General features: G+C 69.2%; 13 protein-coding genes. 1 reads left to right on the forward strand and 12 read right to left on the reverse strand.

Annotated features, from left to right (window positions below):
• Positions 1-58: 58 nt before the first annotated feature.
• Positions 59-1951 carry an SLC13 family permease gene (locus BM272_RS09370; protein WP_093428526.1) on the forward strand — a complete coding sequence of 631 codons (1893 nt, stop codon included), beginning with the start codon at positions 59-61 and terminating at the stop codon, positions 1949-1951.
• A 90-nt stretch (positions 1952-2041) separates the two neighbouring features.
• Here BM272_RS09370 and BM272_RS09375 read toward each other — a convergent pair whose 3' ends face one another.
• From BM272_RS09375 to BM272_RS09430, 12 genes are all read right to left on the reverse strand, one after another.
• Positions 2042-3175, reverse strand: a complete 1134-nt coding sequence (locus tag BM272_RS09375; RefSeq protein WP_093428527.1) for an ATP-binding cassette domain-containing protein — start codon at positions 3173-3175, stop codon at positions 2042-2044.
• On the reverse strand, positions 3172-3858 hold the full coding sequence (gene modB, locus BM272_RS09380; protein WP_093428528.1) for a molybdate ABC transporter permease subunit: 687 nt from the start codon (positions 3856-3858) through the stop codon (positions 3172-3174). The genes BM272_RS09375 and modB overlap by 4 nt, the downstream gene beginning before the upstream one ends.
• 3 nt (positions 3859-3861) lie before the next feature.
• Positions 3862-4599, reverse strand: a complete 738-nt coding sequence (gene modA / locus BM272_RS09385) for a molybdate ABC transporter substrate-binding protein (RefSeq protein WP_093428529.1) — start codon at positions 4597-4599, stop codon at positions 3862-3864.
• An 85-nt stretch (positions 4600-4684) separates the two neighbouring features.
• Positions 4685-5209 (reverse strand): molybdenum cofactor biosynthesis protein B, encoded by a 525-nt coding sequence (gene moaB / locus BM272_RS09390; protein ID WP_093428530.1) that lies wholly within the window; start codon positions 5207-5209, stop codon positions 4685-4687.
• Positions 5210-5453: 244 nt separating this feature from the next.
• Positions 5454-6392 (reverse strand): sulfurtransferase, encoded by a 939-nt coding sequence (locus BM272_RS09395; protein WP_093428531.1) that lies wholly within the window; start codon positions 6390-6392, stop codon positions 5454-5456.
• A 72-nt stretch (positions 6393-6464) separates the two neighbouring features.
• Positions 6465-7562 carry a porin gene (locus tag BM272_RS09400; protein WP_159433058.1) on the reverse strand — a complete coding sequence of 366 codons (1098 nt, stop codon included), beginning with the start codon at positions 7560-7562 and terminating at the stop codon, positions 6465-6467.
• Between the two features lie 179 nt (positions 7563-7741).
• Complete coding sequence (locus BM272_RS09405) at positions 7742-9076, reverse strand: sigma-54-dependent transcriptional regulator (protein ID WP_093428533.1); 1335 nt, start codon at positions 9074-9076, stop codon at positions 7742-7744.
• Positions 9073-10455, reverse strand: coding sequence for a sensor histidine kinase (locus BM272_RS14185; protein ID WP_093428534.1), 1383 nt, complete (start codon positions 10453-10455; stop codon positions 9073-9075). Before BM272_RS14185 ends, BM272_RS09405 begins: the two co-directional genes overlap by 4 nt.
• A complete protein-coding gene (locus tag BM272_RS09415) occupies positions 10452-11318 on the reverse strand; it encodes a PhnD/SsuA/transferrin family substrate-binding protein (RefSeq protein ID WP_093428535.1) in 867 nt (288 codons plus the stop codon). The genes BM272_RS14185 and BM272_RS09415 overlap by 4 nt, the downstream gene beginning before the upstream one ends.
• A 4-nt stretch (positions 11319-11322) precedes the next feature.
• Complete coding sequence (locus BM272_RS09420) at positions 11323-12276, reverse strand: MBL fold metallo-hydrolase (protein WP_093428536.1); 954 nt, start codon at positions 12274-12276, stop codon at positions 11323-11325.
• Between the two features lie 25 nt (positions 12277-12301).
• Positions 12302-12535 (reverse strand): thioredoxin family protein, encoded by a 234-nt coding sequence (locus BM272_RS09425; protein WP_093428537.1) that lies wholly within the window; start codon positions 12533-12535, stop codon positions 12302-12304.
• Positions 12536-12562: 27 nt separating this feature from the next.
• The gene (locus BM272_RS09430) at positions 12563-12916 is read right to left on the reverse strand and encodes a hypothetical protein (protein WP_093428538.1); all 354 of its coding nucleotides are present in this window, start codon (positions 12914-12916) and stop codon (positions 12563-12565) included.
• Between the last annotated feature and the right edge of the window lie 3 nt (positions 12917-12919).

The following is a 12919-nucleotide window of genomic DNA, read 5'->3' on the forward strand; positions in this document are numbered from 1 at the left end:
GCCCGTGGGATAATCCCGGGTTGATTTTCCGCCCATTGGCGAGAGGGGAGCGAGGAGAATGACCGAGACACTGACACTGACCCCCGAGATGATGCTTGTCCTCGGGATCCTGGCGGTAACGATCTTCCTGTTCGTTGCCGAAATCGTCCGCGTCGACGTGGTTGCCATCATCGTCATGGTCTCCCTGCCGCTGCTGGGGCTGGCCATCTTCCCGGACCAGGTGGCCCGAACCGCGGAGCGAGCGGAGGGGGACCTCTTCATCGCCTTCGACCAGGCCTTCTCGGGCTTCTCGTCCAATGCGGTCATCTCCATCATTGCGGTGATCATCATCGGCGCTGCGCTGGACAAGACCGGGGTCATGAACAAGGTCGCCCGGCCGATCATCCGCATCGCCGGTAACAGCGAATCCCGGCTCATTACCGGCATCGCCGGCACCGTGGGCGTCATCTCCGGCTTCATGCAGAACATCGGCGCCGCGGCCCTCTTCCTCCCGGCGGTGACCCGGATCGCCAAGCAGACCAACATCCCCATCTCGCGACTGCTCATGCCCATGGGCTTCTGCGCCATCCTCGGCGGCACCGTGACCCTGGTCGGTTCCAGCCCCGTCATCCTGCTCAACGACCTCATGCATACCAGTGGCGTGGAGCAGTCCTGGAATCTCTTCGACGTCACCCCCATCGGCCTGGCCCTCATCGCCACCGGCATCCTCTACTTCATCATCGCCGGCCGCTGGGTCCTGCCCTCCAACACCGATACCACCGAGACCCTGGCCACCGACTCCAGCGAGCTGGCCGAGACCTACGGCCTGCCCACCGAGACCTTCGAGGTGGAGGTCCCGCGGGGCAGCAACCTGGTGGGGATGGACCACGAGTCCGCCGCCTGGCGCACCGAGTACGGCGTCAGTGTCGTCGCCCTGGAACGCAATGGCGAGAAGGTCTATGCGCCGAGCCGGCGCACCGTCTTCGGCGCCGGTGACATCCTGGCCATGGTAGGCACTCAGGAAGATGTCCGCCGCGCCGTTGAGGCCTACGGCCTGCAGCAGCGCGACGACCTCACCGCCTTCGCCGACGACCTGAGCCCCTCCAATGCCGGCCTCGCCGAGGTCGTCATCGCGCCCCGTTCCCGGCTTATCGGCAAGACCATGCGGGAGCTCCAGTTCCGCGAGAAGTACAACGTCGACATCGTCGGAATTGCCCGGGGCCAGGAGGTCTTCCGCTCCGGCCTCTCGGACCGGCCCTTCCAGCCCGGCGATGCCCTCCTGGTCCACGGCCTCAACGAGAAGATCGGCTTCCTCCAGAAGGAGAGCCGGGACTTCCTCGTGACGACGCCGGTGGAGGTCGAGGAGATGCGCGAGCACAAGGCCCCCTGGGCCATCGGCTTCTTCCTGGTGGCCATCTCCATGATCCTCTTCACCGACATCCAGCTCTCGGTGGCCCTGATGACCGGGGCACTGGGCGTCATCCTCTCCGGGGTGCTGACCATCGACGAGGCCTACGATGCCGTGGACTGGCGTACCGTCTTCCTCCTGGCGGGACTGATACCGCTGGGAATCGTCATGGAACAGACCAGCACGGCGGCCTGGGTCGCCCAGGAGACACTGAGCATGCTCGGGGACGTGGAGCCCATTGTCCTGATGGCGACCATCGCCGTGCTGGCCACCATCTTCTCCCTGGTGATGTCCAACGTCGGCGCCACGGTGCTGCTGGTCCCCCTGGCCATCGCCATGGCGCGGGGGGCCGGCGGCGCCGAGGCCGGGGCCGATCCCATGGTCTTCGCCCTGGTGGTGGCGCTGGCGACCTCCAACTCCTTCATCATCCCCACGCACCAGGTCAATGCCCTCATCATGGGTCCGGGTGGCTACCGCAACGCGGACTACATGCGCGCCGGCGGGATCATGACCGTCCTCTTCCTGGTGGTCCTGATCACCATGCTCTACTTCTTCTACCAGTAGGGGTGGTCCGGGGTGTTGTGACACCCCGACACAGAAAGGGCCGGCCCCCGCGGGGGCCGGCCCTTTCTGATCGGCTGGACACTCCGGATTTCAATCCTTGATGGCTTCCTCGCCTCCTTCCTCCGAGAGTCGCTGGCTCTCCGCCTCCAGGAAGGCCTCCAGCCGTTGCTGGAGCTCGCGGTAGCTGGCCACGGCCCGCTCCCCGGCGGCGGTGAGCGCCGCACCGCCCCCACCCTTGCCACCGGCCTCGGTGGTCACCAGGGGGTCATCGGCGAACCGGTTCATGGCCTCTACCAGGTTCCAGGCGCGGCGGTAGGACATGCCCATGTGGCGGGCGGCGGCGCTGATGGAGCCCTTCTCGGCGATGGCCTCAAGCAATGCCACCCGGCCCTCGCCGAGCTGGACATCGTCGCCGCCGGAAAGCCACAACCGGGCACCGGCACGGACACCGGGGGACTCCTCTTCACTCATGCCGAGATCCTGCAGGGCTGTTAGGGACGACCCTACTATAGCACCCTCGCCCGCCACTTCGATGGTGGGCGCCTCGCCTGCATCCCCGCTCCAGTCGGCAACCGGCCGCGGTTCCGCGACCCATCCGCCGTCGACGGCCACCACCCGGTCGGCCAGCCGCTCCACCTCCCCGGCCTGATGGGAGACGAAGAGCATGGGCACGCCGGTCTCGTCCCGGAGCCGCTCCAGGTACGCGAGGATGGTCTCGCGCGCCGCCTGGTCCAGCGAGGCCAGGGGCTCGTCCAGCAGCAACAGCTCCGGCGCCGCGAGCAGGGCGCGGCCCAGGGCCACCCGCTGGCGCTGCCCGCCGGAGAGGGTCGTTGGCCAACGGTCGGCCAGGGGCCCGAGGTCGAGGAGTTCCATCACGGTCCCGGTATCCGGCGCGGCAACGCCGGTCGGCAGCCGGCGCCGACCGTACTCCAGGTTGGCAAGCACGCGCCGATGGGAGAAGAGCGCCGCCTCCTGAAAGACATACCCCAGGCGGCGGCGATGGACCGGCACGAAGGTAGCCGTCGCATCGTCCTGCCACACGGTCCCGCCGAGGGCGACCCGACCCCGGGCGCGTGTCAGCCCGGCGATGGCCCGCAGGAGCGTGGTCTTGCCGGATCCGGAGGGGCCGAACAGCGCCGTCACCCCGCTGGCCGGGAGCCGTAGGTCGGCCGCCAGCGAGAAGCCGGAGTAGGCCTGCGCCAGCCGTACCTCGAGGGCGGTCACAGAGTGGCCTCCGGGCGACGCCCCCAGCCGTAGACCGCCAGCAGCACCAGGAAGGAGAAGGCGAGCAGGCCGGCCGAGAGGACATGGGCACTGGCGTAATCCAGTACCTCCACGTGGTCATAGATGGCGATGGAGAGGACCCGGGTCTCGCCGGGGATGTTGCCGCCGATCATGAGGACCACGCCGAACTCCCCCACGGTATGGGCGAAGGCGAGCGTGGTCGCCACCAGGTAGCCCCGCCGGGAGAGGGGCAGGATCACACTGAAGAAGCGGTCCAGGGGCCCGGCGCCCAGGGTCTCCGCCGCCTCCAGCGGCCGTCGCGGGAGCTGCTCGAAGGCGTGCATCAGGGGCTGCACGGCAAAGGGCAGGGAATAGAGGACCGAGCCGATGACCAGACCGGTGAAGGTAAAGGTCAGCCGCTCTCCGCCGGCGCCCTCCCAGAGGGCGCCCACCGGCCCGTGGGGCCCCAGCATCACCAGGAGATAGAAGCCCAGCACCGTGGGCGGCAGGACCAGCGGGAGCGCAACAACCGCCTCTACCATCCCGCGCCAGCGCCGCTGGGTCCGCGCCAGCCACCACGCCAGCGGCGTACCCAGGATCAGCAGGATCACCGTGGTCACCGCCGCCATCTGCAGAGTGATGAAGATGGGCCCCGTCTCCACGGGGATGCCGAAGACGGTCATGCGCTACTCCGGAACCGAGTAGCCGAAGTCGCGGATGATGGCCGCCCCCTCCTCGCCGCGCAGGAAGGTCAGGAAGGCAGCCACCGCCTCGTTGTCTTCTCCGGACGGGAGGGTCACCGCCTGTTGCCGGATGGGCTCGTGGAGATCGCCGGGGATGGTCCACTGGCTGCCTCCGGCCTCGATGACCTGGGACAGGGCCACGACCCCGGCCTCGACATTCCCCGACTGGACGAAGTGCTGGGTCTGGCCGATGTTCTCGCCCCGGATGAGCCGGGGCTCCCAGGTGGACCAGACACCCAGGTTGGTCAGCGCCTGCTTCGCCGCCAGGCCGTAGGGGGCCAGCTCCGGGTTGGCGATGGCCAGGCGCTGGAAGGTGCCGGATTCGAGGGCATTGCGCCCGTCCTCAAAGGCCTCGGGATCGGGGCTGTAGAGGACGACCCGCCCCTGGGCGTAGGTGAAGCGCGAGCCCGCCACGGCGTGGCCCTTCTCCTCCAGCAGCCGCGGCCGGCGGCTGTCGGCGGCAAAGAAGAGATCGAAGGGAGCGCCGTTGCGGATCTGAGCGTAGTGCTTCCCGGTGGAGCCAGTACTCACCCGCACCTCGTGGTCACTGCCCGCCTCGAAGGCGGAGGACAGCTCCTCCAGGGTGCCGGCGAAATTCGAGGCCACCGCCACCCGCACCGTTTCCGCCGCCGCCGGCAGGCTCGCCAGGGCCAGCACCAGGCCCGGAATGATTGCTCGCATTCGAAACTCCCTCCTCCGTGAACGAGGGCCTACCCTAGCAAGGGCCGTCGTTATGCACAACCATGCACAACGACGGCAGCCGAGGTCACTCCTCGGTCAGGCGGGGGATGAGCTCGGCGAAGTTGCAGGGGCGGGTGCGATTATCCAGGGCGCGCTCCAGGATCTGGTCCCAGGCGGTGCGGCAGGCGCCGGTGGAGCCGGGCAGGCAGAAGACGAAGGTGCCGTTGGCCACCCCGCCCAGGGCGCGGGAGGCCAGGGTGGAGGTGCCGATCTCCTGCCAGGAGAGCCAGCGGAAGAGTTCGCCGAAGCCGTCGATGGTCCGGTCCAGCAGGGGCTCGATGGCCTCCGGGGTCCCGTCCCGACCGGTGACGCCGGTGCCGCCGTCGGTGATGACCACATCCACCGCCGGGTCGGCGATCCAGCGGCTCACCTCCCGGCGCAGGAGATAGATGTCATCGGCGACGATATCCCGCTCCGCCAGCCGGTGGCCGGCGGCGGTGAGCCGCTCCTCCAGGGCATCGCCGGAGGTGTCGTTCTCCCGGGTGCGGCTGTCGGAGACTGTGAGCACGGCGATATTCAGGGACTTGAAGGGGGTCTCGTCGGCGGACATGGCGGCGCTCCAGTGAGGGGATCTCCGCCGGATTCTACCTCGTTAGGCACACACGAATATAGCGGAAGCCGGGAAACGGCCCCTTCCGACCATCGCCCCGGCTATCGCTCCTTCAGGCAGTGTACGACCGGCGCGCAAAAAAACAGGGTGTCGGCCGAGCCGGCACCCTGGAAAGGGGAACGGGAGATGGGTGTGTTCCCCGGAGGGACCCCGAAGGGTCAAAATCGACCGTGACGGCCGAATGCTAGAGGTCGAAGGTATCGTCGAAAGGCTCGCCCCCCTCCACCACCGGGAGCGACAGCGCCCGCCCCCAGTGGGACCAGCCGCCGTCGTAGAGGCGGACATCCTCGAAGCCCAGGGCCTTGAGCTGCATGAAGGCCAGGGTCATGCGGAAGCCATCGTGGCAGTAGACGTAGACGGTCTTCTCCCGGGGCAGGTCGTCGTAGAGGGCCTCCAGCTCCTGCAGATCGTGCCAGGTCTGGGTCTGGCCATCGGTACCATCGAGGCTGACGATGTTCACCGCCCCGGGGATATGCCCACCCCGCGGGGCGCCAGCGACGGTCTCGCCGCTGTAGTGGTCCTCGGGCCGGGCGTCCAGGAGCACGATGTCCTCGTCCCGGCGGGAGACGACATCGTCGTAGACATCCGTCCACTCCACCACCAGGGACTCGTCCCGGGAATCCAGGGTGACACCCCCCGGCTCCACCTCGGGGGCCTCCTGGCTCAGGCTGTTGAAGACCGTCCACTCCACCGTCCCGCCCTCGAGCATCTTCACCTGCTCCATGTCGAAACCGTAGAGTTCCAGGAGGTAGTAGAGCCGCGAGGCCAGGGCCGTCCGCGAGTCGTCGTAGAGGACCACGGTGGAGTCGTCGTCCACGCCCCACTCCCGCAGGCTTGCCTGGAAGGCCGCCCGGGAGGGGAGATGCATGAGCGGCAGGCCACTGTTGTCCCCCAGGTCCTTGAAGCGCTGGACCTGTACCGCCCCGGGGATGTGGCCCACGGTGTAGTAGCGATGGGGGTGGTAGCGGACCTCCAGGAGGACCGTATTCGGATCGTCGATATGCTGCTCCAGCCAGCCGGCATCGACGATGAAGTCCGGCTTGGCCGCGAAGGCCGGGCCGACCAGCCCCAGGCAAAGGGCAGCCGGCAGGACCTTGTTCAACAGATGTCTCCAGGGCGCCATGGGGCACTCCTCTTCCGCAGGTGACTCCCTGCGGCCCCCGCAGGGACCGCATTACTCCGACGACAGGACGGACTAGAACTTCACGCGGAAGCCGCCACCGATGCCGGTATAGTCGTCCAGGTCCTTGGAGGTGGAGCGGATGACGCCGCCATGGAAGCGGGCCTTGCTGGAGAAGTGGTGCTTCCAGGCCAGGGCGGAGTAGGTGCCGCTGGCATCCGTATTGTTGTCATAGGTGTCGTCGTTGCCGGCGAGGCTGAGGATGACCTCGTTGCGATCGCTGAAGGCCCAGGTGGCGCTGGTATAGACGAAGTCCGCGGCGTTGTCGTAATTGGTGGCGAAATTCTCGGTGGACTCGTATTGCCCCACGAGGGTCAGGCTGCCGCTCTGGTGGCGCACAGCCACCTTGGCGCTGCTCGCCCCCTCGCCGGCGAAGTCCATATTGTCCCCCAGGTCCTGGTAGCCGATGGCCAGGTCGGTGCCGTCGGCCAGCGGGATGGTGGTGCCAAAGGAGTAGCCGTGCTCGCCGTTGGCCTCCCCGGCATTATCCGGATCTTCGCTCTCGTCCATGGTCATGGAGACCTTCACCTTGGCCCCACCAAAATTGTTGCCGTAGGCGATGGTATTGGGCAGGTAGGAGTTCTGGGCGCGGCTCATGCCGCCCTGCCCGCGGGCCTGCATGAAGGTCCCCTTGAGGGGGTCCCACTTCACGGTGGTGGACTTGTAGGGGGAGGACATGGTGCCGATGGTCACGGAGCCGAACGGGCCCTTGATACCGGCGAAGGCATCACGACCACTGAAGAGGCTGTCGTTGTTGGCGCCGGACGTTTCGGGCGAGGGCCCCTGGGGATCGCCGGTGTCGGAGAGGTACTTCGAGCCCTTGTTGAAGCCCCAGTTGCCGGGCCGCACCTTGAGCCGCGCCCGGGCAATGGCCGAGTAGCCGTTCCCGAGGTCGTGGCTCCCCTTGACCCCCAGCCAGGTCTCGTTACCGCCGTACTTGCCATCCCGGCGCATGGCATCGGTGACCATGAGACCTTCGTTTCCCCCGTAACCGTCGCCACTTACGCTGGCGACCTCGGCGTTGACCACGCCGCCCCAACTGATTTCGGCGGCGGCGGCGGGGGCGGCGGCGAAGGCCAGGAGGCAACCGGTGGCGATGACGTGTTTCTGCATGTTTGGACTCCTCTCATCCCTTGTATCGTTATCCGCGGAAACCGCGGTCGCCCTTCCCCGAGCGAAGAACATGCCAGGATCCGCATACGCGTAACTAGTTGATTCAAGGTCCCCGCCCAACCGACCGGCGGCAGTCCGGGCCTAGCGATCTGCAAGACCCTGGCAGGATGCAAGGGTTCTCAGGTGGGGACCGGGTCGTCGCCGAGGGAGCGGAGCTTGCGATGGAGAGTGGAGGGGTCAATGTCCAGCCGCCGGGCGGCCTCGCTCTTGTTACCACCGCAGCGCTCCAGGGTCTGGCGGATCCAGAAGGCCTCCACCTCCGCCAGGGTGGCATCCTCGGCGGGGAGAGCCGGAGCAGCCGATCGCGGCGCACCTGCCCCCACCGTCTCGGGCAGGGCCCCGACCGCCACGGCACCCTCGCGGGTGAGGACGGCCGCCCGACGGACGGCATTCTCCAGTTCGCGGACATTCCCCGGCCAGGCGTGGGCCTGAAGCCGCTCCATGGCGTCGGGGGTGAAGCCGATGAAGGCGCGCCCCAACTCCTGGCCGGCGGCGCGGAGGAAGCCCTCGGCCAGGGGGAGGATATCCTCCCGCCGCTGGCGCAACGGCGGGATGGTGACCGGGAAGACATTGAGCCGGTAATAGAGGTCGGCGCGGAAGGCGCCGTCGGCGACGACATCGCTGAGGGGGCGATTGGTGGCAGCGACGATGCGGGTGTCCACCTCCACCGCCCGACTGCCGCCCACGCGCCGCACCCGCCGGTGCTGCAGGAAGTCCAGCAGCCCGGTCTGGACCTCGGCGGCGGCGCTGTTGATCTCGTCCAGCATCAGAGTGCCACCGGCAGCCGCCTCCAACAGGCCGCGGCGCCCCTCCCCGGCGCCGGTGAAGGCGCCCTTTTCATGGCCGAAGAGCTCGCTGGTCACCAGGCTGTCGGCGATGCCGGCGCAGTTCACCGCCTCGAAGGGCCCCTGTGCACGGGCGCTGCGCTGGTGGAGCCACTGCGCCGCCACGCCCTTGCCGGTACCGGTCTCCCCTTCCAGGAGAACGGGGATCTCGGTCTCCGCCGCCTTCTCCAGCAGTTCGCGCACCGGGGCTAGCCCCGGCGTCTCCAGTCCCTCCGGGCGAGCATCGTCGGCGGCCATGCGCTCGTGGTGGCCCAACTCGGCGGCGAGGTTGGCCAGCCGGGCACGCAGGTCTCCGGCGTCGAAGGGCTTGGTGATGATGTCCCGCACACCACCCCGGAAGGCCTGGATGGCGCTCTCCGCGGTAGCGTAACCAGTGATCATCATCACCGGGAGGTCGGGTCGGGCGGCCCGGATCCGCTCCAGCAGCCCCATGCCGTCGCCCCCCGGCATGCAGAGGTCGGTGGCCACCGCATCGGTCTCGGCGAGGTGGGCCCGGGCGGCGGCCCCGTCGGCCACCAGGGTGACTGCAAAGCCGGCCTGCTCGGCCAGCCGGGCCAGCATCCGCCCCATGTCGGCATCGTCCTCGGCAATGAGCAGGCGCGGTGTCATCTCTCCTCCGGGGTGCAGGCGGTGGTCGGTGCCCCCCGTGGCAGGATCAGGCGAAACCGGGTCCCCGACGATGAAGTGGCCGCCAGCTCCAGGCGGCCGCCCAGGCTATCGGCAAGATTGCGGCTGACGTAGAGGCCCAGGCCGGTCCCCTCGCCGGCGCGCTTGGTGGTGGCGAAGGGATCGAAGAGGCGCTCCCGGAGCCCCTCCGGTATCCCCGGACCGTCGTCGATCACGGCGATGGCCACCTCCGCCTCGTCGGCCTCGTCGACGGCCACGCGCACCCGGCTCGCCCCGGCATCCTCGGCGTTGGAGACCAGGTTGAAGAGGATGTGCTCCAGGGCCGCCGTATCCACGGTGATCGCACCGGTGCCCTCGCCCGCGACCTCGACACTGGCCCCGCCCTGGCGACGGGCCACCGGCCCCAGCATGCCGGCCAGCCCCTCCAGCCACCCCCCCAGCTCCACTTCCCGGGCCTCACCCTCAGGATGAGCCATGGTCATGAGGTTCTCCACCACGCCGGCACAGAGTCCCGCCTGGCGCTCGATGACATCCAGGGCCTCGAGCCGTTCCGCCTCGCCCCCCTCCCGCGCCATCTGGGCATAGCCACGGATATTGCCCAGGGGGGTGTTGAGACCGTGGGCCAGGCCGGCGGCGAGCTGCCCCACGGCCGCCAGCCGTTGCTCCTGGCAGGCCCGCGCGGTGGCCCGCTCGGTCCGGGCATTGGCCCGGGAGAGGGCCGTGAGCTGGCTGCGGACCTCGGTGGTCATCTCCGCCAGCCGGTTGCGGATGAGGGCCACCTCCCGTGGCACCCGGCCTTCGGGCAGGGGCGGCGGAGGCGTGGTGGGATTCATGTGGCCCACCAGTTCCCCCACCGGCCGGATGAGCCGATGGCGGAAGAGGCGGCGCAGGAGGAGGAACAGCCCCCCCGAGAGCAGTGCCATGCCGCCCAGGCCGATGAGCAGCGAAGTCAGCAGGACGGGCGTCAGCGCCGGCGGGGCGTGGGCCAACTCCACCTCGCCGTAGTCCCGGCCCAGGAGGCGGATGGGCTCGGTCACCTCCACCGCCGCCTCCGGCCAATCGCCGGCAGCGGCCAGCTCCCGCCCCGCGGCGTCCCGGATACGGACGGCCGGGATACTCTCCTCGGCGACCAGGTCCCGGGCCAGGCGCTCCACGGTACCGTAATCGTGGATCATCACGGCATCCAGAGTCACGCTGGCAGTCTGGCGGGCGAGCATGCGCGCATGGTCGCGCAGGGTCTCCGCCTGGAGACCAGCCACCACCTGAAAGAAGACCAACCCCACCAACAGGACCAGGACCAGCATGCCCCCGCCGGCGTAGACGGTGACCATGGAGGAGAGGGTCCGCGGATAGGGGATCACGGTTCACCCTCCCCCGAACAGGGCCGTTCCACCGCTCGCAGGTGGTCACGCCCCACTTCCATGAGGTCCGCGTCCGGCGCCCGGAAGTGGGGGACGTAGGCGGGAATCCGGCCGCCGGCCAGAGGCTCCCGCAGGAGGCGGGCCACACGCTCGGCCTGCCCCCGGGACAGGGCCGGACCGGCCACCACCGCCGGCGGGGGTAGCGGCCCCGACTCCGCCAGGACCCGCAGCTCACCCCCCTCTTCAGTGAAACGCGCCGCCAGGGCCGCGTTTACGGCGCCAGCGGCGTAGTCACCGTGGATCACTGAGCGAGCCACCCTCCCCTGGCGATGGAGGAACTCGTAATCGGCGAGGTCGGCCAGGTGTACACCCGCGTCCGCCAGCAGGCGGCGCGGGGCGTAGTGGCTGGAGAGCGAGCGATAGGCGCCGAAGGCGAAGGTCTCATCCCCGAGGTCGGTGAGTGCCTCGTGAGGGCTGTCCCGCCGGACCACGACGGCCGCCCGGTAACCGGCCTCGGCCGCCAGTGGGCGGAATCCGCCACCATCCGGATACCGCCGCTCCAGCCGGATGAGGCCGGTGGCCCCCAGGTAGGCCAGGTCCGCTCGCCCCTCGGCCAGCATGCGCAGGGGCTCGGCGTAGTCGCGGCTGACGTGGAGCTCCACCCGCCGCCCCAGCCCCGCCTCCAGATAGGCCGCCAGGGGCTGGAAGCGCTGGGCGATGCGGCTCGGCGAGGTGTAGGGCAGGACGGCGAAGGTCAGCGGCGGCTCCGCCCCCGCGGACTCGGCAACCGGCGCCTCCTCCCCCCGACAACCGACCAGCGCCAGTGTCAGGCACAGCGCCGCGAACCATCCGCGCCGGTCCATGGGGTCACCCCTCGAACTGGAGATAGGTCCGGTTCATGTTGGTGGGGTGCCAGTCGTCGAAGTGGCGCAGGTGCTCGAAGGCCGGGGCCTCGCGGTAGCGGTCCATGACCTCGTTGATGGGGTCCCACGCCCGGGCGTCCGCACCGACGTTCTCCACCAGGAAGTCGAGGTAGTCGCCGGTCTCGGCGCGGACCTTGGCCGGATCGCTGACGCCGCCGTGGCCGGGGACGATGGTCTTCGGTGCCAGGGTCTCCATGGCCTCGTGATAGGCCTCCTGCCAGGCAGCGACATCGCTCCAGGGGTGGACGCCCAGGAGGCGGTCGACGTAAACCATGTCCCCGGTGAAGAGCACCTCCTCCTCCGGCAGCCAGACCACGGCATCGCCGGGGAAGTGGGCATCGCCGAAGTAGCGCAGCTCCAGGGTGCGCCCACCCAGCTCCACCCGGTGGCGGTCGCCGCTGGCGGGTTCATCGGCGTGGACCGGCTCGATGGCCGCGGCGGCCTCTTCGCCCAGGACCCGCTCCAGCCGCGGCAGGTGACGGTCGGCGAAGTCCTGCTGGGTCGCCACGGTCTGCTCCAGGGCGATGATCTCGGCCCCGCGCTCGGCGAAGTAGCCGTTGCCCAGCCAGCGGTGGTCCTGGCTACCGGTATTGATGACCCACTTCACCGGCTCGTCGGTGACCGCCCGCACGGCGCGGTGCAGGGTCTCGGCGGCCACCGGGGCGGCCCCGCTGTCGATGAGGACGGCACCCGCGTCGGTGACCACCACCCCGTAGTTGGCGTTGAGGGCGAGATTCTCCTCGGTGCGCGGCTCAGTGGGGCCGATGAGGGCGTAGACGCCGTCACCTGCCGCCTCGATGTTCAGCGGCCCCACCTGCTCGGGCGTGTCGCGTTCGGGGGCGGCACAGGCGGCCATCGTCAGGGCCACTCCGGCCAGTACCAGGTTTCTCGGGGACATACTGGATACCTCGCGTTATCGGGGTTCAGGAGAGCCAGCCGGCCACCGTCTTGTGGTCGGGCACGCCGCCGCTGTGGACGACCTGGCCGTCCACCACCACGCCGGGCGTGGACATCACCCCCCAGCTCATGATGTCGCCGATGTCCTCGACCTTCTCCAGCTCGATCGCCGCCCCCTGCTCGCCGGCGACCTTCTCGATGAGTTCCGCGGTGCGCTGGCAGTTGGCGCAGCCGGTACCCAGTACCTTGATGTTCTTCATGGTCCGTTACCTCCGTAAAAGATGAGTTCAGCAGCAGGACTGGCCACTGGCGGTGGTACCGCAGCAGCCGCCCTCGCTATCTGCGGCCGGCTCGGGCTCCGGTTCGGCGGGACCGCAACAACCGCCGGCCTCGGAGCCGGTCGTGGCCTCGGCCGCCGGGGTGCCGGCCTCGGCATCGAAGGCGGCATCCAGCTTGTCGCCGGCCTCGTCCCGGATGTGGCGGGCCACCTCGATGACGGTGTCGATCTGGTGCTCCGGGATCCCCAGCTCGCGCAGCTTGGATACCTGGCACAGCCCCATGGAGGGGTGGTTGGCGGCGATGGAGGCCCCCAGGGACACCATGGAGACGATGGAGGGGTGGAGATTCGGCTTGTCGGTCATGCG

The organism is Thiohalospira halophila DSM 15071, assembly GCF_900112605.1.
Lineage (GTDB): Bacteria > Pseudomonadota > Gammaproteobacteria > Thiohalospirales > Thiohalospiraceae > Thiohalospira > Thiohalospira halophila.